Here is a 26,080-nt window from a genome sequence, read left to right on the forward strand (position 1 = left end):
TTATCATAGAATTTATATTTTCAAATATATGTATTTTTTAATTTCTTATTATTATTAATTTAAGCATATTATAAATATACTATCATGCCAATACCACAACTTATCAGTTTATTTAGGTATCTTTATAATAACTTAATTCATAAATCCTCCATAATATAGGCTTCTGGAGATCATCAGGCATGTGTAAATTAATAGTTTAAGTTAGCTACCTACATAATCAGTACATTAATCAAAATAATAATTTTTCAAATCAAAGCTTGACATTAACACCAATGTCATACTTTAAAATATTCATTAGAAGAGAGGTATATCGAAATTGAATATTAGTACGTTGTCTATTAAAACAGGTGCAAGTGTTCGTTCACTGCGCTACTATGAGTCAAAAGGACTTTTGAAATGTGAGAGATTAGAAAATGGTTATCGTGATTTTCATGCTTCTATGATTGAAAGGGTAAAAACAATTCAGACTTACTTGTCCCTTGGCCTAAGCACAGATGAAATTGGGCAGATTATTGAATGTCCTGTATCAATGATTAGCAAGCAGCCGCTTTGTGACAAAGCTTTGAAGGCTTACAAAATAAAATTATCAGAAGTTGAAAATCAGATTGAGATACTACAAAAGCTAAAATCACAATTGCAAAGAACAATTTCCGATTTCGAATAACCTAACTTGAATATATTTAAAGAGAGGTTATAAATATGATTATTGACAGTCATCAACATGTTATTGTTCCCACTGAAAAACAATTAGCTTTAATGAGTGAAGCAGGTGTTGATAAAACAATACTATTTCCAGCGTCAGTTCACCCAGAAACTACCAATGATTTGGAGTCCTTTGAGAAAGAAATGGAAGCTCTAAATGGAATAGTATCCGGCAAACAAAATGCCATTGAGGCTAAAATAAAATCAATGCAAGAACTGGCTACAGTTATCGAAAATAATCCAACAAAATTCATAGGCTTTGGATCAGTTCCAATAGGATTATCACAACATGAAACCTCGAGCTGGATTCAGGATAAAGTTATTAGAAATAATTTTCGAGGACTTGGGGAATTTACTTTAGCTCCAGGTCAGATTCAGCTGTTAAAACCTATTTTCTCAGCTGCTAGAGAGTTTAACAATCTTCCTTTATGGATTCATACATTTTCACCATTAACTTTAGATGACATAAAAGCCATTTCAGCGCTTGCTAAACAGTATACTGAGGTACCAGTGATATTAGGGCATCTAGGTGGTGCTAATTGGTTAGAAACCATTAAATTAGCTAAGGAGAGTAAAAATTTATTTCTAGACTTATCAGCAACATTTTCAACCCTTGTGGTTTCGCTTGCTATAAATTCGCTACCAGAACGTACCTTGTTTAGTTCAGATGCTCCTTATGGTAATCCATTAATATGTAGAGAAACCATTGAAAGCGTAACTAATGATAGCTATGTTAAAGACCAAGTTCTTGGATTAAATATTGCTGAACTATTAAATTTATAATTTTTTTCAAATAACCTTCTAATAAAAAATCTTGACGCTATTATCAGATAAGTAAAAATGCACTATTGTTAATATATCATTCTCTTATTGTTCTTTTTGTTTTGATTTAATAATAATTTAAACTAATAATGGGATTAATTAAGATTCAATTCTATACGCCTAAATTATATACATTATATGGATCTTGATGCTATAATTGGATTATAATGAATTGCTATACTTCCTGCTTTTATATTGGGTATAGCAAATATTTTTATAAGGATGATAAAGAGTATGAAGTTTAAAGATATAGAAACAGAAAGATTAATACTAAAAAATATATCTATTGATGAAAGGGATTTTATATTTAGTGAATTCTCAGATGATGTAGTAAATAGATATCTATTTGACGCAGAACCCTTGACCGAAATAGAAGGTGCAGATGAAATAATTAATTTTTATATTCAGCCTGAGCCACGATTGCAACACCGTTGGATCATAATACGAAAATCTGATGGAATAAAAATGGGCACTTGTGGTTTTCATTGCTGGAATAACAAAGATAGAACTGTAGATATAGGTTATGATTTGAAGGAAGCTTTTTGGAGAAATGGATATATGCATGAGGCGTTGAAAGAAATCATTGCATTTGCTATAAATAAAATGGATGTAAAAGAGATACGTGCCTGCATTTATATTGATAATCAAAGGTCATCTCACCTTGTTGAAAACCTTGGTTTTGTTTTATCAGGCTCTAGTTATGAATTATTTAGAGGTAAGCAATACTTGCATAATATTTACTCTCTTTACGTTGACAATTTAGCTTAATAAGTAGGTGTGATTTATGAGTAAACAGAAAAGGCTTAAGAAGATTCATAGCAAGGAGGATTAGATTTGGATATAGTAAAGGTAACCCATGGTAATATAGATATCTTTTCTAAGGTCTTAAAGGACTCAGCTTCATGGCTTAATTCTATAAATCAACCTATGTGGAAATATGAAGATATAACCAGTGAACAATTACTAAAAAAGTATCGTATTGAGGATATGAATTTATGCTATGAAAAAGGAAACTTAATCGGGGTATATGTTTTGCAATGGTATGATCCTCTATTTTGGTCAAGCTTAAAAGAAAATGACTCTGGAATCCTACACAAATTAGCTGTTTGTAGAGAAAACGCCAAGAAGGGTGACGGTAGTAAACTAATACAAGCTGCTGAATTAATGTGCAAGGAGCGCAATATCAAATGGTTGAGATTAAACTGTGGTACATTTAGATACAGGCTTAGAAACTTTTATGAAAACAATGGCTTTAAAATGGTGGACAGGGTCTTTATTGATGATAGAGACCAAATTAGATATGAAAAATTTTTAAAACCTTAGTAAATAAATGCCTTGCTAAAGCTAATTTTTTTAGTGAATTTTTTTCTATCTACCTTTCTAGATATAAACTAGTAAAATATGGCTAGCGAATAAGTTTTCTTCCTTTACTGTAGGTCTCAAAAAGCCGTACTAATGTCATAGCTAGGTTTAGCTTACTCAAAGTTATTATCATTTTTATAAAGTAAAAAAGTCAGATTAAGGGAAGCCCTATGGTTTCCCTTAAAAATTGCTTCATTATCCTCTTGTCGCCCATTCTTCACAGTTCCATACCTCTGTGGCTACCTCTTTGTAGAATTCAGGTTCATGGCATACTAAGATAATACTGCCATCGTATTCTTTTAAAGCACGTTTTAGTTCATTCTTAGCGTAGATATCTAAATGATTTGTAGGTTCATCTAATACTAATATGTTGGTAGGTTCATTTATTAGCTTACACAGCCTAACTTTTGCCTGCTCTCCTCCACTTAATATATTAATAGGGCTATCTATATGCTGTCTTGTTAGTCCACATCTAGCAAGTGCCTTTCTCACTTCTGTTTGGGTAAAGTCTGGGAACTGGTTCCAAACTTCATTTAACACTTGTGTAGTGCTTTCTTCTGCAAACTCCTGTTGAAAATATCCTACCTTTTTGTAATCACTTATTCTCACTTCACCATCTATAGGATTTAATAAACCAAGCAAGCTTTTTAATAGCGTGGTCTTTCCTAGTCCATTAGCTCCTATTATTGCAATTTTCTCTCCTCTTTTCATCTTCAGATTAAGAGGCTTACTTAAGGGTTTGTCATATCCTATAACTAAGTTTTGGGTTTGAAATACTACACTTTCTGGAAGTCTTAAGGTCTTAAAATTAAAATAAGGCTTTATTACTTCTTTTTTTATCTCTATTCTTTCAATCTTATCAAGCTTCTTTTCTCTAGATTTAGCCTGTTTTGCAGTTGCCGTTCTCACCTTATTTTTTCTTATATATTCCTCAAGCTTTTCTATTTCTCTTTGCTGCTCCTTGTACTCAATAAACCTCTGCTCTTTCCTTATTTCATATAGTTTTAGAAAATGCTCATAGTTTCCCTCGTATCTTGTTAGGGTCTTGTGTTCAAGATGGTAAACTACATTCACCACACTATTTAAAAAACTATTATCATGGGATATTAATATAAATGCATTTTTATAGTTTATCAAATATTCCTTAAGCCATTGTATATGTTCTTCATCTAGATGATTGGTTGGCTCATCTAATAACAAAATATCTGGCTTTTGTAAAAGTAGTTTGACCAGCAAAACCTTAGTTCTCTGCCCTCCGCTTAAAGCTGAAACCTCCTTATCTAAAAGCTCCTTTATTCCTAGTCCTAATGCAGTTGCCTGTATCTTAGAGGAAATACTATAGAAATCACTTTTATCTAATATCTCCTGGAAAGTAGCAATTCTATTTAGAGCTTTATCCATTTCCTCTTGATCCATATTTCCAAGCTTTATATATAAATCATTGATTTTATTTTCTATTTCAAAAAGTTCAGCAAAAGCTTCCTTTAAAAATTCTAACGCAGTTATGCCCTCCTTTAAGTCCACAAGTTGATCTATATACCCAATGGTATATTTCTTATTCCAATCAATAGTGCCGCTGTCTGGCAAAATCTGATTTGTAATAAGCTTCATAAAGGTTGACTTACCTTCACCGTTGGCTCCAACAAGACCTATATGCTCACCTTTCAATAGTCTAAAAGATACATTACTAAATAATATTCTATCGCCAAAGGAATGACTCATGTTTTCAATGTTTAAAATACTCATCTCTTACCACCTCATTGTATCCCATAACACCATGATATCATCACCTAGGCCAAAGCCCAAGTTCACAAACAAATCTGTAATGTTTATAACCGTGGAAAGCTTAAAAAAGTACTTAAGCTGTTGTGAGACCTTTTTACTACTAGGTTTAGCTAACAAAAAAACTTTATACTTTATTAGAACCTTAGCATTCATGCCCCATTGGAAGACATCAAAAAGGCATATTTTTCATAGCTATAACTGTGAAAAATATGCCTTATATAATTATTCATATTTTTTTTGCTTCCTAATTATTCTTCTAATACTGCTATCTGTTAAGAAATACTGCTCAGCTAATACTTTAACCGCCACTCCAGAAGAGTACTTATTAAATATCTCTTTATCTCGATTTTCAAGATAAGTTTTAGTTTCAGTATTTTCTCCCCAGGATTTTTTGTTTTCATCTTTTCTAGGTATATAGATATATCCACCATCAATATAATTTTGAAGAAGCTCAATTATATTGTGGGGCAATATATTTTCTGCTTTTTCATATTTCATCTTTTCTTCGCTCCAATCTACATTTATTATCTAAATGAAGATGCAAAGATTTATCCAAATATGAAAAACTCAATATTTAAATATTGGCTCCAGGCAAAAGTTTTTCATATATCAAATCTTTGCATGGAGCTTACTACTATGGATAATAACATCTTAAATCACTTCCTTTTTTATTCAACATTATACCATTTAAGTAAGTTATGTCAATTTTATTAAATCTCATTTCTGTGCCACTAAAGAATATTTCTAAAATTAAGTGTCTATTACTATAGTGATTTAGTTATAATTCTTTACTAATATAAAAGCTTTCCTATAGTTGCTAATCTAAAGCAATATTCTTAGACATGCCTCTAATTTATTATATGCAAAAAGTCAATCTCTTTGTCAATTAATGCTTAATAAGTCCATACTTATCTATTCTCTAAATTTTCTCGATTAATTTTTCTAATACCTCAATAGAATTGTTTGCAACAGATACACAGTTATTTTCAAAGACCTCTGCTCCACTTTCATCTTCGGTGTCAGTTATTGACCTTATTGCTATAAATGGAATCTTGTTTACATAACATACATGTGCAATACTAGCTGTTTCCATGTCTACACATAGCGGATTATATTTTTCAATTATATCTTCTCTGCCACTATCACTTATAAATGCTTCACCAGTAACAATTCTTCCAAATAGTATTTTTTGCCTAAACTCATTCTCTTCTACCACCTTTTTGCAAAGATCAACCAAGGTATTATCGGCTTTAAAATATATATTATCCATCCAAGGATGATACTCTGTTAATATACCAGCCTCAACATCATGATATGCAATCTCTGTTGAAATGACAGTATCTCCAACCTTCAATACACTATCAATCCCCCCCGCAACGCCAGTTACTATAACATGGGTGATATTAAACTTGTCTATAAGTATTTGAGTCGCAATAGCTGCATTGACCTTGCAAACACCACAGTAAAGTGCTACCACATCTTTATTGCCATATTCACCGCTATAAAACTTTAACATTGCATAGGCTTCTACCTTTTTACTATGTATTTTATCAATGAAAGGTACTATCTCATTTTCTGATGGTCCTATAATTCCTATTCTCATATATTCACTTCCTTTAATTATAGTGTATGATAATGTGGAATAATATCTTCGTAGGTTCCATCTTTCATCATAAAACCTTGAGGAATAACCCCTAGTTTTATAAATCCAAGTTTTTCATATAGATGAAGAGCATTTACATTAGACTTAACAACTGCATTAAACTGTAAGATTCTAAAACCAAATTCTTTTCCTTTATTCATGCAATGTATAACAAGTTTTTCACCAATATGCTGACCACGCATACCCTTCTTTACTGCATAGCTGGCATTGCAAATATGTCCACAACGCCCTATGTTATTAGGGTGAAGTATATAAAGTCCAACAATTTCTTTACTATTCTTATCATAGGCGATTCCTGTAAAAGTTTGCTCAGTAAAAAATTTATCTCCACTTATCTCTGTAAAAAAGTCCGTTTGTGGAAAGGCAACACCATCTTCAACCACCTGATTCCAGATAGAAATTGCTTCCTTAACATCATTTTTATCATATGCTCTTATTTCAATGTTCATATCTCTATTCCTCCTGCAGACTTTATTGTATATACTTCAATAGCTAGTATCATCATATAAGTCTTATGCTGATATTTATTCCACACTATCTCTAATTTAAAATAAAAAAACAGAAAGCCGAATTTCAAATAAAATATAGGCTTCCTATTGGTACCGAGTATTCTTCTTAATCCCTAAACATTAAGATTTTCATCTAGTATAAGAACTTTGTCTTTTTATTAAGCAATAACCATAATAAATTATACCTATTGCAAAAAAGCTTAATGCCATGCCCTCAAAGTATCCCTTAGTAAAATCTGTCATGTTTTTAAACATAAGGTTTATAAAAAGAAACACTGCGCCAAATGGTACACACATTTTAAGAAATCTATTTCTCATATTGTCCACCTCTTGAAATATATTTCATCATACTTATATTTACATATATGTTTTATTATACTACAAGAAAAGCAGATTATATACTGATCTAATAAATATAATGCAACTGAGAAAGATATCTTTCCTTACACCATGATAAAACATTTTATAAGTTTAGAATAAAAACGTCATAAGTTACTTTAAGCTTAAACTATATAATAATTCATCATCGATTATTCTACCTGTAGACTTGAAGTTAAAGCTTTCATAAAGTTTCTTACCAATTTGATTTTCTGTATCAAAGGATAAAAAAACTTCATTACAATCCTTAAAGTTTTTCATTTCTTCAATGATTTTTCCTAGTGCTCTCTTTCCATAACCTTTTCCCTGATATTTGTAGTCTATCATAATCCTACATATCTCATAAAAATTATGTTCATAGCAAAAACCATACATTGTGAACCCAATCATAATATCTTCATCATATATTGCTTTTGTAATCCATCCCTTTTGAATTTTTGATTGGGCAATAGACAAAGCATTTGAAGCAACAAATTCCTCGCAGATAAAATGTTTTCCTTCTTTATTAGTAGTTAACATAATGCATTGCTCCCAATTCTGATCATCTATATCCTTTAAATATATACTCATAGTTCCCCCTATATCCATCCATCTGATGTGCAATGATTCACTAATTCTATAAGTCTATTAATTCATTTACTGCCTGCTTCCAATACCTTTCAGGTATATCAGGCCAAACGCATTCACCAGTTTCCTTTATACATAAGTCCACTGCTCTTGATAAGACTTTTCCATGAGAAATATCCTTTCCACTGAGAATATTTTCAGTTACTAGACTCCAATAGGGTGCATGTTCATTAAGCTTAACTTCATGAAGTTCTCTGATTACTCGTAGATAGTCATATTCAAGACTAATAAACTCTTCCGACCATGCTCCATCATTGCCATGCAATATTAAAAGCTGAGTCTTTCCACCACTATAAAGAGGTACTCCTACTGATCCTGGATTTAGAACAACTTTCTCATTATGTACAATCTTTCTTTGAATATGAGTATGTCCACATAAAATTATTGACGTTTTTGTACTGTTCATGATTTCTATAGTCTTCGCATTATCTGGCAATAGTTTTTCATTTACCTTATTAGGTGAGCCGTGACAAATAGTTATTGGCGGCATAGCACCATAGATTATTTCCTTTGCTGGCTGTAATTGCTCAAAAAAGGCCAAATCTTTTGATGTAAGAGCTTTGTATGAATATATTAAAGAACCACTGGCAGAATTATTATCTTTCCAGCCTTTTTCACCACCAGCACGGTAATTAAGCCAATAATCCTCCTTGTTACCTTTGATGAAGTAGCATTTATATTTTTCATTCAATTCATATAATATCTTCATTGTTCTTTCAGGGTATGCTAATTCAGCAATATAATCTCCAAGAAAAATAAACTTACTAATATTCTTTGAAAATGCATATTCAAGGCATCGCTCTAAAGCTACGTAATTGCCATGAATGTCTGATAAAACTGCTATATCCATTTTCTCCCTCCAAATTGGAATTATTACTTTACAATTAAGCATTGAATTTCAATTTACTATAATGAAAAAGTCGCTTAATTGAGCTTTTTTTACACATCTGACTTTCTTATTACCATCAAAATAATCTCATTCTTTTCAATAGTTCTACCTCTATTCCAATGCTTACAACATATTCTACTAAAATACTAATAGGCTTTGGTGGAATTAACTCTCCGTTTATACATGAAATATCTAACATAGGACTTCCATCATCTGATATGCATTGTAAAGTCCACTCATATGGATCCATAACTAAATAATATCTTTCCATATTCATATTTGAAGCTTTAAAATTCTTCACTTTCAATAACCGCTGTAAATGAGCATATTGATTATCGTTTAGTTTTATACCTTTAGTTGTGTAACCTCCCTGAAAATTATTATATGTAATTTCCAGTTCTTTACATAGCATATTTACCTTAAATCCGTAAGCTAATATACCACAATTATCTGCATTAAAAACTGCCTTTATATAATGCATAAGATTCCTCCTAGGATAAATTGAATCTGCTTTCTAATCTATATTTTATTTGAGAAAGCACTTTTCTTAGAATATAAAGACCATTGCTATTAGGCCTTATTTTGACCCAAAGCCTCATACCTTATTATACCATATATTCAAAATTAACTCTTATGCTTGAATCTTTCCCTCATATGCCTTTCCAAATTTATATGAAGACAATATGTAAGGATAATAAACTTTTTTAATTCTCACACCAACAAACTAATCTAAATCCTTGATATTTCTATATTTAGCTAATAAGAATTTTTATACTTTCCTACGAAAAAGTCAGGCTCTTTCTCATTATACTTCTGCGAGGACTTTAGCCTTCATCAGCGATTCCTACGAAAAATAAAAACTTTCACATCATAATTTGTTTGAGATTTATCCTCCATGGGGATTCCTAGACAGAAAGATAGCCTTAACCAATTAAGATCAACGGTTAAAGCTATTTATTAATTCTATATTTTGAGCTGAGTTGTTTGTCAGTTTTGGTTTTATTCCAGTAGAAATTTTATTCTAGGGTCATCTTTTACAAAATCAAGTTCTTTATTCTTTTTGATTATTCCTTTCGCTAGGCTTTCATATTTGTCTTTGCTCAATCTTTTGGTAACCTTCCATTTTCTATGTTTGTACAGCTTTGAAACCATGATGCTCATGGTTTCTGCTTCCTTTACCATATTTACTATTAATTCTATAGCTTTTTCTTTATCTTTGTTTTCTTTCGCTAGATATAAATCTAAGCTGTACTTTTGGTATGCTCCTAGCTCAAAGACTTCAACTAATTTTTTAGCCCGTTCTATATAGTCTTCTGTATCAATTGATTTATTTTCTTTTAGAGACATCTCTGCCATCAAAACCAAAATACCAATGGCCTCGTGAGCAGTTTTGAACAGCATTTGCTCACAAACATCATAAGCTTCGTCTATCTTATTCATACTTTTAAGTAGCAGTATCTGTTGAAGCTTTTTACTATAATCCATCTCTAAATTAGGAAGTTTGCGCAGTATCTCCTCAGCTTTTTCATATTCTTCTCTATCTCTGTAAATTGCCACTAATGATATCTTTGCCATAGTTGCTGTTTTTTCATTGTTGCCGGAAGCTACAAGCTCAATCCAAGCAATTATTTTTTCTTCATATTTATCTTTATTATCAATTTGCTGTGAAACTAGAAATAGTCTTAGCATTGAAGCTACTCTTAATATTAATTCATCACAGTTTGAGTATTGCTTAATTAAATCACTACCCATCTCAAAAGCTTTTTCATATCCCTCTTTGGATACCATTTCGCTTACGTCTCTTCCAAATTTGTTAACTTCCGCTTCAGTTAACTCCTCATTAAAAGCTAATAAAGTATTAACATCAACTTTTAGAATTCTCGCAAGAGGTGATAGCAGCGTTATGTCTGGATAGGATATTCCATTTTCCCATTTGTTCACTGCTGGTGTGGTTATGCTTAGATAGTTAGCAACCTGTTCTTGAGTAAGATTTTCTTTTTTCCTGCAATTTCTAATGATCTCACCTATTCTCATAAAGTAAACTCCTTTGCTTATAGAAATACCGCTTCGTAATAGATGATATATTTTCAAATAAAAGCAATACATCTTTATAAATAATAACTTAGGCCTTCGTTACCTAAATCATATCAATATTTTATAACTTAAACAATTGAAGTACTTTCACTTTTCCTTCATAAAAATTAACCATTGGTTAATACATTACTTCATTTGAAAATAGATTCCAGTTCAAAATGATACATCTATACTTTTATTTTTCGATAACAATATAGTTACCTATACTAATTTCTTCTAGAGTTACTTCTGTAAATAAAAGCCCCACATTCCAGCCTTCTATTGCTGATTTTGGAATAGGTGATTTACTTATGAATCCGTAATCTATTTCAGAAACTCGTGCGTGTATTTTTATAATCCCTGTCTCATCAACAATACAAATATCATTACCAGGAGATATCTCTCCTAAGCTTACTCTCCCACAAGCAACAACACCTCTACCTTCTACTGTAAAAGCGCCTTCTATCAAAAGTTTGAAAGAAACTTTATCTTTGCATAACAGTTCATTTCTCTCCATTATTAAATGGACTACCTTCACATTTCCATCCATCTCTGTACCATCTATCTTGAAGCCACACTTCTTTGTATAAAAACTTATATTCTTATCCTTATCTGCTGGAGTTATTAATGTTACCTTCTTCCAATCAGAATAATAATCAAGTACATAATTAATTGCATGTTGTCCAATTCCTCTATTCTGATAATCTGGTACTACACAAAGACATCCCAGATAGTACTCTCCCTCTCCCCTATCTAAAATCGAAACAGCTCCAACGGGAATATCATCATTGTATATTATAAACTTAGGGGACTTTTCAATGGAAGCTTCCATACTCTCTTTTGATTTTCCATAAGCAGGGCATTCTCCATATTTAGTATAGTCCTCATAAAAGGATTGATTATATATTTCTATTAGCAAGTCTGCATCTTCTCTTTTTGCTTTAATATATTTTAAACTCATAAAACACCTCTGAGCTTATCTATTTTAAGATTGTCCCATAATATTATGCTCATATAATTCAATCAAGTTTCAATTTGTATTATATTAGTTTATTTAACTCTAATATAAGCTTTTCTTTCAATTCTTTTAATTCTTCTTCATTAGGTATTGTGGAATCATCATACATTTTTTCTTGCGGATACCACCAAACAGGTCCTTTTCCGTTGATACCATACTGTCCCAAATCATTTTGCCTTCTTGGGAACAGGTGCCAATGCATGTGAGAATCTCCATTACCTAACATTTCGTAATTCATCTTTTCACAACCAGTGGCTTTTTCTACAGCTTCTGCTACAATTGACATTTCCTCTAAAAACTTTAATTTAAACTCATTATTCAACATACTTAATTCTGTTTTATGAACTTTACAGAGAAACAAGGTATACCCTTTAAAGAACTGATTATCTCCAATAACTACATAACCTGTTTCTAATTCCTTTACAAAGTACTTATTTGTTCCTTCTTTTATCATAGAAATCCTATCGCATATAAAACACATATTTGCCTCCATAAATCGCTGTACTTTCAGCGCTTATTAATTTTAAGTATTAATTCATTATAGCTGGTACCCTTTAGTGATAAAATTTGTATCTCCAAATTTTTGTGATAAAGCCTAAAATAATTTAAGAAATAGATTTATGATAGAACTTGTTTATATTATAACTTTAGTAATATATTATCCAAGGACATGCTGATAGATCGTCTCCACTGTTTCATCTATACCTGATTCTTTATGTATATCTACCTCTGGAATAATACCTAATAAGTCTTTTTCCTTCCACCATTGTCTCATTTCTTTTTCTCCAAACTCTTTAGCATTAGGTTTTAACTTATGGCGATTTAAGGTTTCTTCAAAAGGTATATCAAAATAGTACGCAAAAACTTTATCATTAAACTCCTCAAGTATGGTTTCAAATAATCTTCTGTACCAACTTGCATTTAATATGCCTTCTAAAATTATGATATTGCAATGCTTCTTCCCATATAGCACAAGGTCAATTAATAATTGTACCGCCTCTGTATCTGGTCCATCCTTTACAGATAGCATATCTCTTCTAACAACATCCTGGGGAATCAACATTGTTCCTTGTCCAAATTTCTTTTGTAAGGCTTTGGCTGTAGTACTTTTACCACTCCCAGAATTACCTCTTAATATTATTAACTTTGCGTCTTTACTCATAAACTACACACCCTTCTGAAGTACATTATTTCAATGTGGTATTAAAATTCAAAGAGTTCCTATATCGAAACCTAATTTATACCTGCTTAATAATCACCGCTTTTGGTGATTTTCAGCCATGTATAAAATAATAGTTAAGTTAGGAACTCTATATAGGTATCCTTTATAAAAACTTAGTTTATACTTGTTCGATAATCCTTGTTTCTGAAGATCATCGGGCATATTTAAATTAATAGTGAAATTTGATAACTATAGATTTTATTTAAAATTTATTAGATACCTTACTTTAATTAGGAATGTATTCTTAAATCTTTTTACTTATTATTTTAAAATCAAAATCTTAAAATAAAGTGGTACATCTTCTATCTAAATGTACTTAGTTAAGTAGACCTTTCTTTAACTTATACCTTAATTACTAATCTTTGATTGATATCCAATACCTTTGAACTATATTTCCATTATCCTCGGTTATCTCATTTTCGAGAACTCCAGCATTGGCAAGGATAGTCTTTGCTGAACCTATATTATCTTTGTCACAGGTTATTAAAACTTGCTTTATTCCCATATTTCTACACTTTTCAAGAGCTAATTTCAACATTTTAGTTGCATAACCTTTTCTTCTTTGGCTTGGTCTTATTCCATAACCTATATGCCCACCTAACCGTAGAAGCTGCTCATTTAAATAATGCCTTATGCTAACCGCACCTAGCAAGCTATTCTCCTCATTTACCAAAAAGAAAGTATCCGAAGTGGAAAGGTGCACCGGACAGGTTTCTCTTTTTTTATGTGCTTCTAAAGTTTCTAACCAGCTATTATAATCAGTACCATCTCTTCTTATTTTACCTGGATAAATATGCTCCTTTGTGGCTTCCCATTCTTCCATCATCTCAATGTATGAAGCCTTATGGTCCATGGAAGGACAAACTAAACAAACCTTTTCCACTTATAAATCACGACCTCTCAACATTATTTCACTAAGTCATATGGATTCTTAAGGCCCATATTCAAATATATACATATATATACAAATACTTACTTTATATATTGTACCAAATTTTTGTGAGAGATTAAAAGGATTACTTTATTTATTTATCCTATATAGGGACACTAGCTCCATTCCCCTGTCCCTTTAACTTATTGTACTTGATGTTTTCGAAAAGCATTTCCTATGAATGGTAAAAAGCCAATAATCATTACTGAATAAACTAACGCACGCATTGATATTAAACTTAACGTTATCCCACCGAAGGAATATGATAAATAAGATTTGAATTCATGCCACATTGATTTTTCGTAGGGCAGTAGATATAATATATGTTCATATAAACCGTTATCAGCACCATCACTCATAAACAAGGAAATAAATAAAATGGCTATGTCGATTATTAGGACAGTGTATGATGATTTAAATTTAGCTGATAAAAACAGTGTTAAGGATACTACCCCAAGGGTGACTAGATAAAATATACAAACACTTATTAAGGTACATGAGGCAAAGGTGACATTATAAGGTGCAATCGTATCATAAATTTGAATAGGTAGATTCCACCCATCAACTCCAAAGGCTAATAAAGGTATTCCTACTGCAAATATAATATTTAAAAAGAACACTATAGTCACAAATATAAATGTTGCTATTATCTTGGCTCTGATTAGCTTGGTTTTGCCGTATTTAGATGATAGAATCACAGCATCAGCTCTACATTGATACTCACCAGCAAATACTGGTGCAACAGTTATGCATATAGCTAAAAGCATAAAAATTAATGATCCGAAAATACCAAGCATTGACTCCCAACCTTCATGATACCCATAAGTGTATGGCTTTTGTACCTTAGAGTTTTTGTCAATCCAAAATTTCTTTTCTTGCTCAGAGTAATTGCCTCCTTTATGATTTTCATTTAGCAAATTGGAAATCTTGATATCTCTAGCTTTATAAAATTCCGCCCCATTTTTTAAGTTAATTTTGGCCAAATTAGAAACATCGCAATCAGAATCTATCTTAGTGTAGTTTTTAGCTAACATCCAAAGGTAATCATACTTTGGCATTATAAGCTTATCAAAGACATCTTCTTTAAGGGAATTACTCCCGTTTATATCTTTTTCAAAATTTTTGGGATTAGAATATATATTTTGATATTCTTTAATATCTTTTGTTACTTGCTCTTCTGTTAGTTTATTGGAAAGCTTTTTCATGTTTTCTCTTTCTAAAGCTATTGCCTTAAAGCCTTTTACATTTGAATCAAAGCCATTAAAATTTATAACCAGTAATGAAAAAAATATTATAGTTAACATTACCCCCACCAATACAGTTATAATATTAGTTCTCTTTTTTGCCAACTTCATAAGTTCAAACTTTATTAAACTAAACATAAATGCTCCCCCTTTACACCTCTAACCTATCTTGAAAATGATATAAATACAAATCTTCCAAACATGGTTGTACATTAATTGCATCATCTATTGGCTTACTATCACTAACTATCCTTAAATCTACAGAATTATCATTATTATGTTGTAGATTTATAATGCAATATTTAGTACACATATTATCCGCCATTGATCTTGATACTGTACATTTCCACACACAATTTGAGATTTCTTTTATTAATTCATCTACTGAATTTTTTGCAACGATAGTCCCACTTTTCATTATAAGAATCTCGTTTGCTATATACTCAATATCAGATACAATATGAGTAGACAATATTACTATTTTCTCTTTAGAAAAATCTGATATTAGATTACGAAACCTTACTCTCTCTTTTGGATCTAATCCGGCTGTTGGCTCATCTAAAACTAATATTTTAGGATCATTTAATACAGCTTGAGCAATTCCTAGTCTTTGTTTCATTCCTCCTGAAAAAGTCCTAATTTTTTTCTTTGCAACCGACTCTAAGCCTACCATATTTAATAGTTCATTAGTTTTTTCCTTTGCAAAGCCTGGCATTAAGCCTTTTAAAGATGCTATATATAACATAAATTCCTTTGCTGTAAAATCAGGATAATAACCAAAATCTTGAGGTAGATATCCTATCAAATCCCTATAATCTTCCCCCAAGTCTATATTATTTTTACCATCTAATTTAACTTCACCTAAAGTTGGAGTTAATACTCCACAAATCATTCTCATTAAAGTTGTCTTACCAGCTCCATTTGCCCCTAAAAGTCCATATACACCTTCCTGTAAATTCAAAGAAATGTCATCCACTGCTAATTTACTTTCATATTTCTTAGTCAATCTTTCTATGGATAAATTCATATAACTTCCTCCTTAAAAACTTCCTCAAATATATTTAATCTCTTCCATAAGCTTTTAATTTCAATAAAAAGAGCCATTGTAGTAGCAACATAAACAAAAATCCAAACTGATATAAAATCCTGAGCATAAATTCCTAAATCATTAAATTTTGCTAATAGTACAATAGCTATTAGTCCCCCGCTATAACCGACACAGGCATAGCTAAGTTCTCTACCTTTTAAATACTTCATAATTACCATAAAGCCAGTACATACTAAATTGAAAGGTACAAGTGTATACATAATAACCCTAAGCACACTTACATCTATCGACACTCCTACAAATATCATCATAATTATTAATGCAATACAATCTACCATTCCCAATATAAGCATTCTGCTTGCCAAAACTTTTTTTATTGAATTCTTTGTTGAAAATTCAATTTCTAGCATGCTTTTATTGTAAATTCTAGATATTTCGTCAATACTTATAAGGACTAAAAGAGGCGCTAAAATGGACATTAAAGAAAAAGTTCTGAAGTCTAATAAAGCTTCACTTCTCAACTTATAGAAAATAAAACATAAACCTACTAAAATTGTAATTTGAAGAATCCATGTTCTTTTTCTAATAAAACCTATTTGTGATAAAAGAAATTGCATATTAGTTGTCCTATGCTTTTTTAAACTTGAGGCCTCTTCATGAATTAGCTCAATCAATTTCATAGGTGCATCCTTATCATAACTAGGCACAGTATAGTTACTTAGTGCTTTCTTTATTTCTCTTTCCTTATTATTCATAGTTGTCCTCCTTCCAAATAAAGGCCAATTACTTCCATAGCCTTTTTTAGTCTATACTTTGTTATAGAAACACCGGAATTCATAATTTTAGCAATATCTTTAATTTTTAAATCCTGATAAAACCTCAGAATTATTATTTCTCGCTGTTTTTCTGAAAGTTTATTCAGCGCTTCTTTAATCACTACTTTATCCTCTAATTTACAAATACTTTCTTCAGACGTAGCTTCTTCTATATCTTTTAAGATATAATGAGATTCTTTTTTATAAAAGTCTTTGCATGTATTGCCTGCAATTGCATAAAGGTAATTTTGAAATTTACCATAGTGCTTATAATCTTCTATGTTTTTTATTACTTTCATGAAAACTTCCTGTGTTAAATCTTGCGCAGCCTGCTTATTATCTACATGTCTGTAACAATAGTAGTATACTTTTTCATAGTGCTTTTTTATTAAGTCATCAAGTGATTGTGTTTTTCCATTCTTTATTTGTAATATTAGTTCAGTATCATCCACTATTATCCCCTCCGAAACGTTTCATACACTATAACGTTTTTGCATTAAAAAAAGTCAATAAAGTATTATTTTTTTTATTTTATTACTAATAAACTACTCTGCTGCATTAATATTACCAGGTTTAGGCCATAACTTTTTTACATTCTATTGCATAAAAAATAGTCCTAGGCAATTTATCTCGAAGCCCAGGACCATATACCTCATTCATTATGATATAGTTCAAAATAGATAACCATGAAATGTAAGTAATTACTTGTATCTTGTACAACAATATATTATAGATATACTAGTCTATTTATGCTCATTTTCTTCCATATGAAATAAGCAGACCTTGTACCTTTAAAAAAGATTTCCTAGCTTTATTACTTTTAAAATACTCTCCTATTTTTGCTTGCATTTTAATATAGGCTTCTGCTTCTGATCTATCCATTCCTCTGCTCATGAATACTTCAACTATGTTCTCTTGATTTGATATACTTAAAGCTTTATCCCAACCATTGATTTCAATGAAGTCTTGTAAATTCTCCTCATAGTCCTGTATATTAGGATTTACATACATTACCCTGTCATTCATACGTATATCAATATCTTTTAGTCCTAACTGCTGCATATAGAATGGTAGCCTCATTCCTATAGCATAATCCCTTCCTTCACATTCTAGCTCTTTCCTCCACAGCTTATGAAAATCAAAGGCTGTACAAAGATACTCATAGCTAATATCATCTAAATATAAGCCTGCATTCTCAAACTCTCTGTTAACATCTATACAAGCAACAATACCATCTTTTTTCACAGAACTTATCATTTTCTTTAGTATTTCTTTTGGCTCATTCATATGCCTTAGACCAGCTTGACAAATAGCTATATCATATTTTTCAAATGTTTCAAATGAATATATATCTGATATTATAAAATTCACATCAAATCCACTATCACTAAAGCACAGTTTAGCTTTATTGACAAAATACTCGTTGTCTACTCCTGTATATGTACTTCCATATGGCAAAATCTCAAGAAGTTGCTTTCCTAGATACCCTTCTCCGCACCTAAAATCAATAATGTGTATTGGGGCTTGTACTCGCCAAACATCCTTTACTATAAATTTTAGGTAATCATCATTCCAAAAGTGTTTTCTATTTTTATAAAGCTTATCAGTCTTTCCATTCCATCCATCACGGTAATCCGAATCTCTTGGTATATAGGCCAGTTGCTGTAGTGGCTTTAACCCTAATAACTGATCAACACTAACATTAAAGTACTCAGCTATACTTGGCAGTAAGGTAATATCCGGCATATTCGTTCCAGTTTCCCACTTACTAACGGATTGAAATGATACACCTAATACCTCTGCCAGATCCTGTTGTCCTACACCTTTGGCTTTTCTCAGCTCTGCAATCTTAAGCTTAATCTTTGTCATAGAATTATCCCCCTTTAATTATAAGGCTGCCCACTTATAAATATAGTTAATGTTATTCACTTTCCCTCTATTTAAACTAGTTAATTTTAGATAATGTTTCTCATATTTTAAGTGGTACATATCCAATAAGTTAATGCTAACACAGCCACTGAGGCAATCCTATAACGCAACCTGAGAATAAACTCTCACATTAGTTGAGAAACAATTCTAATATCTTCTGCTCCACATTTTTAACATATCTTCTATCTATGTCAATACCAATGAGAGCTGATATTATGCCTTTTTTACAGAGACTACATGTACGGTATAACCTTTCGTATATCAATCAAAGTATTTTTCATAGATCTAACTATTACTTTTTATAATAAAAATGCCTGCTATACTGAAATTTCCCTTATCTATTGAATCTTCAAAATCAAAAGTAAGCTTATTATTCATTATTTTCTTTTAGACTTAATACATTGACGTCTAATATATTAATCTCTTTTAACTATATTTACTGGGATGTCTAGCTTTTCAAGCATAACCTTATCTATTCTTAATCTTTCCTTGCAAAAGGTAACTACACCTTCTTTGCCTTTTAGATCATGTCTCTTTCCATAATTCATATTGCTAACCCAATAAGCAATCTCATCAATCCAGTCTTTCCTTGATACATCAGGTGCTTTTCTTTCCTCAGCTGCTTTCATCAGTACTTTTTCAACGTCATTAGGTTCAATATATACAATACATGGGTTTAAGGCTTTAACTTTATTTAATAATTCACTAAGATGTAAAAATATTTCTTCATCACTTTTTTCGTATACGCCTAATAACTCAAAAATATGATTTTGTAAAAATGCGCACTCAAAGATATAAATAGCATCATCTAGCAAGGCTTGCTCTGCAAATCTCCCCCATCGCTTTAAGTGTATTTCCTTAAACTCCTCTAAGCTCCGTCTACCATCACAGATTTCTTTTGACGCTACTTCTCCTATTAAACTCCAATAGCAATCTTCCGGGAAGTTTATTTTTGTGTAGGCCAAGATGACATGGTTGTCTTCTTTTCTAGCTTGCTTTTCAATACTAAGGGTTAGTTCTTCTTTTCTAATTGCCTTTTCTGAAGCTTCCCACATGTCCCAGCATTTTGATAAAAAATCTATGTATTCGTCTTCACTTAAATAAGCGTTCCATGCCATATCTGCAGGATGAGACATTCCTTCTTCGTATAGTACTACCTTTTTCCCCTCAGATATTAACTTTTCCTTTAATTTTCTTGCTGTAGTGGTCTTGCCTGCTCCTGGTATGCCTTCTACCAATATAAGTTTATTTTCCATAACTCTCTCCTAAAATCATTATTTTACCGGTGGCTTCCAAAGTGGCCCCTCTATGAAGGTAGTCTCCTTTACATTTGGGAGAATATCATACACAGAACAACCCATTTTTTTCTCAAAATACTCTTTTATTTCAAAGGTTGAATTCCAACGTTCTACTGTAAATGAAAATGTTCCATATCTCCTCGTTGTATTAACGAATCTCTTTTCAAGCATACAAAAACCTTGATCATCTGCTATAGAGTCGCAAAGAATCAAAAGCCTATCATAGTCATCATAAGCTATCCCCTTTAAGAAATCACTTACAAAGTTACTTTCCTCGTCATTCATGTCATTCTTTCCAATTTCTTTATCAAAATCTTGAACTGGATAAGAATGTGTTAGACATATTCTTCCAGCCTCTTCCCAGCCTTTTTCTATCATATATCTATATCCATCAATAATATGTCTTCTGGCACTTACCCCATACCTTCTGCCTATATCATGGAGAAGGCCTAAGACATATGCTTTATCTGTATTAAGATCACCACATTTTTTAGCAATAATTTCAGCTGCTAATCCAACGTTTATAGAATGCTCTATCCATGGTCCAGGGTTTAATTGTTTTGCTATTTCTAATTCCTTTTCAGCCATTTCTCTACTTGGAAACATATTATCCTCCTATGCTTTTGGCTTGTCAGCCTATTCTTAGTTATTTGACTTATATCTAGTAGCTCTTAAAAGCACTGTTAGTTTTAATTTCAAATTTGTTGCTACTTATATTATAACATATTTTGTAAGCACCATGTTTCTGCATGAAAGCTTACCAGCCTTTGCCTTATATTTTGTAAATTCTTAGCTTTCATAGTTATTATCTAGTGAATAGATATGACTTTTACACTTCTCGAAGGCTTTAATTTCATAGTGACTTTTTAGTCGATTATGCTCCCTTTCTTCAGTGACTCTTTTGCATATCTGACTTTCCCAATGTATATTATTAAAATCAGGTAGGTGAATAAGATTTCTTTACTGTTTTAACTAAACATCTGTTCTAAGTCCTTGGCTCTACTAGGCCTATCTAGCAAAAAGCTCTATATTTTCCTAGACAAAAAATAACCTTAGGCAAGTTATTTCACTGCCTAAGGTTAAAGTATTATTTAATTCTGGGACATTATCTCCGTCTCCCTGTGTCTTACTGGCACATAAATATCCATTACGGTTCCTGTAGTTGGATGACATCTTTCATCATAATATTCAAAATCTAATTTTGTTTCATCAAATACATATCCGCTATTTTTAAACCACTGTTCAAAAATATATTTCCAGGTTTGTTTAATAACATCTGCAAATTCATTATCTAAAGCTTCAGTCCCAGTGTTAACTGGAGGTGTTGTGAATACTGCATAGGTTGCTTCTGGAACTTCTACAGTAAGCATATCCTCAGTTACTGCATGGAAATTGTCCACTATAACACCAAGCATATAGGTTGCCTCTCCATTCTCCTCACTTGATGGAATACATAGCCCAACCTCTCCGTGCTTTGGTGGATTTAATATTTTATACATTTTACTTTCTAGATTTTCACCATCATAATTAATCCAAAAAGAAGCTATATCCTTTGTATAATTACCATTTGTTATATCAGTCTTAATGCCATAACCTACAACCTTAAAGGCTGACTTTTTTATAATAGTTGGTTTCATAAATTTCACTCCCAATTCTGATACTATATTTTTTCCAAAATAACCATCCATACGTTTTACATACTGTTTAGGACTAAATCCAAATTCTTTTTTAAAAGCTTTTGAAAAGCCATTATGAGTTTCAAAACCGTATTCTAAAGCTATATCAATTATCTTCTTACCACTAAACAAATCTATTGCAGCCAAGGAAAGTCTTCTCTTCTTCACATACTCCATCAAAGTCATTCCCTTTGTGATATTAAACACTCTTGAAAAGTGGAAGGAGGAATACCCACACTTATTAGCTATTATTTCTGGTGTTAGCTCATCTTTGATATTTTTCTCTATAAACTCAACACAGCTTTCTATTGCATCATTATAATTCAAGTTCTCACCGACCCTTTCCCACGTGGTAATTATAGTATAGCATCGTAAATATAATAAAACTGGTCCTAAACTGCTAATATTTAACTACTAAGATTGTTGAAGTTATCATAGGTGGAGCGCTCCCTATGTTATAAAAACTACTTAACCGAACTTTTTTCAATAAATCCCTCTTTGTATGTAAATTGTTTTCCCAGTACATTTTGAGGAATTTCTGAATGGTGAATAGTTTTTTTACTATATATCCAAAAAAACTGCTCTAAAGCCTCGAAAGTACTAGAGTTAGCAATACGTAGTTTTATAATTTTCTACAAAAGATACAACCTTCTACATCATATTTGTTTTGTCTTATCCCTCATGTAGACCTCCTATACAGTAAAATAGCCTTAGACTAGCTATATAACTATCTAAGGCTAAAATTTCTTTAGTTTTGATACATTATCTCCGTCTCCCTGGCCCTACGCCCTGCCAAATAGCAGTGCAATTCCTCCTATTATAAGAAATTGTAATGGATATATAATATAGAAAGCCCATTTGGAATACTTAGTTCCACCCTTTGTCCCATTGTATAAAAGTATTAATAAAATAACTAATATAGGGCTTATTATCCTTGGAATATTTACATAGAAATTTAAAAAACCTGCACCTAAGCATGCATCTAATAGTTTACAGAAACTCAAGAAAATAAAGGTACTTATTTGTTTTCGTTTATCTCCATAAAACATACCAAAGCCTAAGATAAACAATACTCCATATATTGCCCAGTCAGACCAATAAGTAATAGCTATTAAAAATAAAATCAAACCATTTTTAAGAAGGTTGTTTTCAATGTTCTCAAATACTATTAAAGCTAGAAGTCCACACATTAAGGTAAATATGACACTGGTAGGAAGTAGAGTGATTGTTCCTTTATTTACAAAAATATTGTAGGGTATATGGGATATTAATGCAAAAATTGCTAGTCTTTCAACATATTTTCTTTTGTTCTTAGAATAATGATTGCCTTCTGCTATAAAATAGCACATTATAGGGCCTGTAATTTTACCTATGGTATGCATCACTGTTGCACCTATGCTATTTGTACTAACAAAAGCCCATCCAACATGATCAATAATCATGGCTATAATTGCAATTATCTTAATTGTATTTCCTGAAAGGGATTTGTTCTTAAATTCATTGATAAATGTCATATAAGGCTCTCCTTTACGAATACTGGTTAGTAAACTTCGCTGATACACTTGCTATTTATAGCTGTAGCTCTTAGTTACTTCAAATTTCTATATCAGAAGCCAGCGAACTTTTAAAAATACATTTTAGACCAAGATAGTACATCTTTATCTAGGTAAATCTAATTTCATATAAATTGAAGTGTCCATTGGACTATTGTTATAGGATTTAATTTCATAAAAGCCGAATTTTTTGTATAGCTTTATAGCTCCTTCTAGAAAAGGCAGTGTATCTAATAACATGCTTTTGTAGCCAATTATTGTAGCATCGTCTATAATCTTTTCCACCAATCTATTTGCAATTTTATGTCCTCGAAACTCAGGTCTAACATATAACCTTTTCATTTCACAATTGTCATCATCTATTTTTCTTAGGCCAATGCATCCAGCGACTTGATCTTCAACCTTAACTATGTATAACCTACCTTCTGGTAATCCATATTTATCTGCTAAATGTTCAAGTTCAGAATCATAATTTTGAACTTCTAAGTATTTAGCAAAATTAGGATCATTTTTAACCAGCATTTCAGTATACTCCAAAAAAAGCTCCTTAATTTCTCTATCATTATCATAAGCAAGTTTAATTTCTATTTTCATATCATATATCCTTTCTAATACCATAATATAGAGTTTCTAACTTAACTAATAATTTCTAGATTTCCGTAAGTTCCTAGAGTCATGGATTTTAGGACATTCCAAAATTAACTTTCATAATGACTCATTATAATATCACTAGGTACAGACCTACTCTTCATGCCTAATATTTTCAAATTCTCCTCTAAGACCCCAGAAGAGCTTCTAAAATAGCTTTTAGATAGAAGTTTTATATTTTTGACTGCACATTTGATATTTATTATTTTAGTTCCTGTTCTATTACAATAATAGATTCTTCATGCTGCCCAATCATCTCCACAGATATGTTTTCTACAGTAGTACTAAACTTCTCTTTACACTTATTTACATCATCAAAAGCCTTGTCCATTAATTCTTTTGAAGCTAACTTTCCGACAGTCATATGTGGAGCATAATTGTAACTAGACGCGAATTTTTCTAGTCTTCCTTTATATAAGTTATCATGAATTACTTTAATTAACTCTGCTCCCTGTACTACGTTTAAAAACAAGTAACTTCCAAATCTATCTTCTTGTGTACTAAAGCCTTGCAACTCTATTTTAAAGGGATGTACGCCGCTTAAACACTGTTCTAAATGTAATTTAAGCTCTTCATTTGTAAGCTCACTGTTAAAAGGAAATACTAAAGTAATATGTGGTGATACTAAGTCAGCCAAAGGATCATATTTTTTACGAATATCATTTATAACAGAAATATTCTCAAACTTAGGAAAAATCATTATAGTTCTTGTATCCATACTCATAGCTCCTCATCTATATAAGCTTTGCTTATCTGTAATTTGTTTTTTGCTAGTTCCTGTAAGCTAGTATTTTACATAAATTTATTATGATCATACTATTGTTCTTGGGACATTAGATACGTCCCACTGCCCTACTTAACCATTGCTTTAACACTGAAACTTTATCTTTGTATTTCTTCAGTTCTACAATGGTTGCTTCAACCTGTTCTTCTCCTATTTTCACTTCATCTTCGCTTGTACCTTCTATTCTTAATACTCGTTTTAGATTATAGTTTAGCCAACCTAGCATGCCATCATATCCACCTGCTAGAATCATGTCCCATTCTACATTTTCCAAATTTACATATTTTTTGTACTCATTTAATAATGCATCAAATTTATCTATATCAATATTTCCATTTCCATCATCAGTCCAGTAATTTATTATTTCAATTAATTCTTGATATGGATTGACATAACCTGCTGCTTCCCAATCTATTATATATGGTGTTCCATCATTCCAAAGTACATTTTTAGGGTCAAGATCTCTATGGCTAATTACAAGTCTCTCTGTCAGTATTGAGGATGCCTCTATGACACTTTCATTCCAAGCCACAATGTTATGAAATTCTTTTCTAAACAACGCGTACCACTTTGACTTACAACCAGTACATTTCTCTAAATAGTATTTCCATTGATAAAATTCCTTTTCTGCTGTATTCTTCTCAATTTCTTCTAAGCAAATATCTAATTGATGAATCTTACCTAAAACCTCACCTATTTTAATGCAATGCTCTACTGTTATGTTAGGTATAAATATTGACTTTCCTTCAATCCAATCAAACACCATATAATAGTCGTCGCTCATATGTAATAGAGTTTTATTTTCGAATTCTTTTGCTGCTATCACAGGTACAGATTGTGCAAAACATCTGGAAGCCTTCTCAGAATTAATTAAGTGATCTATGACACCATAACGCTTCAAAATCGTAGGATTCAACTTTTTAATAGCATAACTACCTTTTGTAGTTACTACCTTATACATCTTATGTAGTAGTCCACCCTCTACCACCTCTGGGCTAGTAATAATTTCTCCTAGAGAATATATGTTGCATAATGATTCTAGTTTAGATAAATCGTCCATACTTGTTCCTTTCCCGTTATATAATAAGAACATCTGCCAGACCA

29 protein-coding genes are annotated in these 26,080 nt (G+C 31.4%); 4 read left to right on the plus strand and 25 right to left on the minus strand.

What is annotated here, in order from left to right:
* Positions 1-316: 316 nt before the first annotated feature.
* The 4 genes from GXK57_RS05290 (at position 317) to GXK57_RS05305 (ending at position 2,847) form a co-directional block, all read left to right on the plus strand.
* The gene (locus GXK57_RS05290) at positions 317-664 is read left to right on the plus strand and encodes a MerR family transcriptional regulator (protein WP_160672522.1); all 348 of its coding nucleotides are present in this window, start codon (positions 317-319) and stop codon (positions 662-664) included.
* 35 nt (positions 665-699) lie between these two features.
* Positions 700-1,485, plus strand: coding sequence for an amidohydrolase family protein (locus GXK57_RS05295; RefSeq protein ID WP_160672525.1), 786 nt, complete (start codon positions 700-702; stop codon positions 1,483-1,485).
* A 273-nt stretch (positions 1,486-1,758) separates the two neighbouring features.
* A complete protein-coding gene (locus tag GXK57_RS05300; protein WP_160672528.1) occupies positions 1,759-2,292 on the plus strand; it encodes a GNAT family N-acetyltransferase in 534 nt (177 codons plus the stop codon).
* Between the two features lie 66 nt (positions 2,293-2,358).
* Complete coding sequence (locus tag GXK57_RS05305; protein WP_160672531.1) at positions 2,359-2,847, plus strand: GNAT family N-acetyltransferase; 489 nt, start codon at positions 2,359-2,361, stop codon at positions 2,845-2,847.
* A gap of 234 nt (positions 2,848-3,081) precedes the next feature.
* Here GXK57_RS05305 and GXK57_RS05310 read toward each other — a convergent pair whose 3' ends face one another.
* The 25 genes from GXK57_RS05310 to GXK57_RS05430 all read right to left on the minus strand — a co-directional run bounded on the left by GXK57_RS05310 (position 3,082) and on the right by GXK57_RS05430 (position 26,036).
* Positions 3,082-4,632: an ABC-F family ATP-binding cassette domain-containing protein gene (locus GXK57_RS05310; RefSeq protein ID WP_160672534.1), complete on the minus strand. Its 1,551-nt coding sequence runs from the start codon at positions 4,630-4,632 to the stop codon at positions 3,082-3,084.
* A 261-nt stretch (positions 4,633-4,893) separates the two neighbouring features.
* Positions 4,894-5,169, minus strand: a complete 276-nt coding sequence (locus GXK57_RS05315) for a CD3324 family protein (RefSeq protein ID WP_160672536.1) — start codon at positions 5,167-5,169, stop codon at positions 4,894-4,896.
* 421 nt (positions 5,170-5,590) lie between these two features.
* Entirely contained in the window at positions 5,591-6,274 is a 684-nt protein-coding gene (locus tag GXK57_RS05320) for a 5'-methylthioadenosine/adenosylhomocysteine nucleosidase (RefSeq protein ID WP_160672539.1), read from the minus strand.
* A gap of 17 nt (positions 6,275-6,291) precedes the next feature.
* Positions 6,292-6,783, minus strand: coding sequence for a GNAT family N-acetyltransferase (locus GXK57_RS05325; protein WP_160672542.1), 492 nt, complete (start codon positions 6,781-6,783; stop codon positions 6,292-6,294).
* A gap of 189 nt (positions 6,784-6,972) precedes the next feature.
* Positions 6,973-7,161 (minus strand): hypothetical protein, encoded by a 189-nt coding sequence (locus tag GXK57_RS05330; protein ID WP_160672545.1) that lies wholly within the window; start codon positions 7,159-7,161, stop codon positions 6,973-6,975.
* 174 nt (positions 7,162-7,335) lie between these two features.
* Positions 7,336-7,791 (minus strand): GNAT family N-acetyltransferase, encoded by a 456-nt coding sequence (locus GXK57_RS05335; RefSeq protein ID WP_160672548.1) that lies wholly within the window; start codon positions 7,789-7,791, stop codon positions 7,336-7,338.
* A gap of 46 nt (positions 7,792-7,837) precedes the next feature.
* A complete protein-coding gene (locus tag GXK57_RS05340; protein ID WP_160672551.1) occupies positions 7,838-8,698 on the minus strand; it encodes a metallophosphoesterase family protein in 861 nt (286 codons plus the stop codon).
* A 115-nt stretch (positions 8,699-8,813) separates the two neighbouring features.
* Positions 8,814-9,218, minus strand: coding sequence for a hypothetical protein (locus tag GXK57_RS05345; protein ID WP_160672554.1), 405 nt, complete (start codon positions 9,216-9,218; stop codon positions 8,814-8,816).
* Positions 9,219-9,736: 518 nt separating this feature from the next.
* Positions 9,737-10,771 (minus strand): helix-turn-helix transcriptional regulator, encoded by a 1,035-nt coding sequence (locus tag GXK57_RS05350; protein ID WP_160672557.1) that lies wholly within the window; start codon positions 10,769-10,771, stop codon positions 9,737-9,739.
* Positions 10,772-11,006: 235 nt separating this feature from the next.
* Entirely contained in the window at positions 11,007-11,771 is a 765-nt protein-coding gene (locus GXK57_RS26980) for a GNAT family N-acetyltransferase (RefSeq protein ID WP_160672560.1), read from the minus strand.
* Between the two features lie 79 nt (positions 11,772-11,850).
* Positions 11,851-12,309 carry an HIT family protein gene (locus tag GXK57_RS05360; protein ID WP_160672563.1) on the minus strand — a complete coding sequence of 153 codons (459 nt, stop codon included), beginning with the start codon at positions 12,307-12,309 and terminating at the stop codon, positions 11,851-11,853.
* 177 nt (positions 12,310-12,486) lie between these two features.
* Complete coding sequence (locus GXK57_RS05365) at positions 12,487-12,990, minus strand: kinase (protein ID WP_160672565.1); 504 nt, start codon at positions 12,988-12,990, stop codon at positions 12,487-12,489.
* 415 nt (positions 12,991-13,405) lie between these two features.
* Entirely contained in the window at positions 13,406-13,933 is a 528-nt protein-coding gene (locus GXK57_RS05370) for a GNAT family N-acetyltransferase (RefSeq protein WP_243156375.1), read from the minus strand.
* 191 nt (positions 13,934-14,124) lie between these two features.
* Positions 14,125-15,363, minus strand: coding sequence for an ABC transporter permease (locus GXK57_RS05375; RefSeq protein WP_160672568.1), 1,239 nt, complete (start codon positions 15,361-15,363; stop codon positions 14,125-14,127).
* A gap of 13 nt (positions 15,364-15,376) precedes the next feature.
* Complete coding sequence (locus GXK57_RS05380; protein ID WP_160672571.1) at positions 15,377-16,252, minus strand: ABC transporter ATP-binding protein; 876 nt, start codon at positions 16,250-16,252, stop codon at positions 15,377-15,379.
* Positions 16,249-17,028, minus strand: coding sequence for a hypothetical protein (locus GXK57_RS05385; RefSeq protein ID WP_160672574.1), 780 nt, complete (start codon positions 17,026-17,028; stop codon positions 16,249-16,251). The genes GXK57_RS05380 and GXK57_RS05385 overlap by 4 nt, the downstream gene beginning before the upstream one ends.
* Complete coding sequence (locus GXK57_RS05390) at positions 17,025-17,540, minus strand: RNA polymerase sigma factor (RefSeq protein WP_160672577.1); 516 nt, start codon at positions 17,538-17,540, stop codon at positions 17,025-17,027. The genes GXK57_RS05385 and GXK57_RS05390 overlap by 4 nt, the downstream gene beginning before the upstream one ends.
* Positions 17,541-17,841: 301 nt before the next feature.
* On the minus strand, positions 17,842-18,957 hold the full coding sequence (locus GXK57_RS05395; RefSeq protein WP_160672580.1) for a DNA (cytosine-5-)-methyltransferase: 1,116 nt from the start codon (positions 18,955-18,957) through the stop codon (positions 17,842-17,844).
* A 476-nt stretch (positions 18,958-19,433) separates the two neighbouring features.
* Positions 19,434-20,273, minus strand: a complete 840-nt coding sequence (locus tag GXK57_RS05400) for a thymidylate kinase (protein WP_160672583.1) — start codon at positions 20,271-20,273, stop codon at positions 19,434-19,436.
* Positions 20,274-20,291: 18 nt separating this feature from the next.
* Entirely contained in the window at positions 20,292-20,921 is a 630-nt protein-coding gene (locus GXK57_RS05405) for an HD domain-containing protein (protein ID WP_160672585.1), read from the minus strand.
* A 485-nt stretch (positions 20,922-21,406) separates the two neighbouring features.
* Positions 21,407-22,318: an AraC family transcriptional regulator gene (locus GXK57_RS05410; RefSeq protein WP_160672588.1), complete on the minus strand. Its 912-nt coding sequence runs from the start codon at positions 22,316-22,318 to the stop codon at positions 21,407-21,409.
* A gap of 455 nt (positions 22,319-22,773) precedes the next feature.
* Entirely contained in the window at positions 22,774-23,505 is a 732-nt protein-coding gene (locus tag GXK57_RS05415; protein WP_160672591.1) for a TraX family protein, read from the minus strand.
* A gap of 144 nt (positions 23,506-23,649) precedes the next feature.
* Positions 23,650-24,138 (minus strand): GNAT family N-acetyltransferase, encoded by a 489-nt coding sequence (locus GXK57_RS05420; RefSeq protein WP_160672594.1) that lies wholly within the window; start codon positions 24,136-24,138, stop codon positions 23,650-23,652.
* A 256-nt stretch (positions 24,139-24,394) separates the two neighbouring features.
* Complete coding sequence (locus tag GXK57_RS05425) at positions 24,395-24,910, minus strand: 2'-5' RNA ligase family protein (protein WP_160672597.1); 516 nt, start codon at positions 24,908-24,910, stop codon at positions 24,395-24,397.
* A gap of 115 nt (positions 24,911-25,025) precedes the next feature.
* Positions 25,026-26,036, minus strand: coding sequence for a phosphotransferase (locus tag GXK57_RS05430; protein ID WP_160672600.1), 1,011 nt, complete (start codon positions 26,034-26,036; stop codon positions 25,026-25,028).
* Positions 26,037-26,080: the final 44 nt, after the last annotated feature.

Origin of the sequence: Clostridium sp. C8-1-8, from assembly GCF_009928445.1 — a bacterium.
In the GTDB taxonomy this organism is placed as follows: Bacteria; Bacillota; Clostridia; order Clostridiales; family Clostridiaceae; genus Clostridium_AR.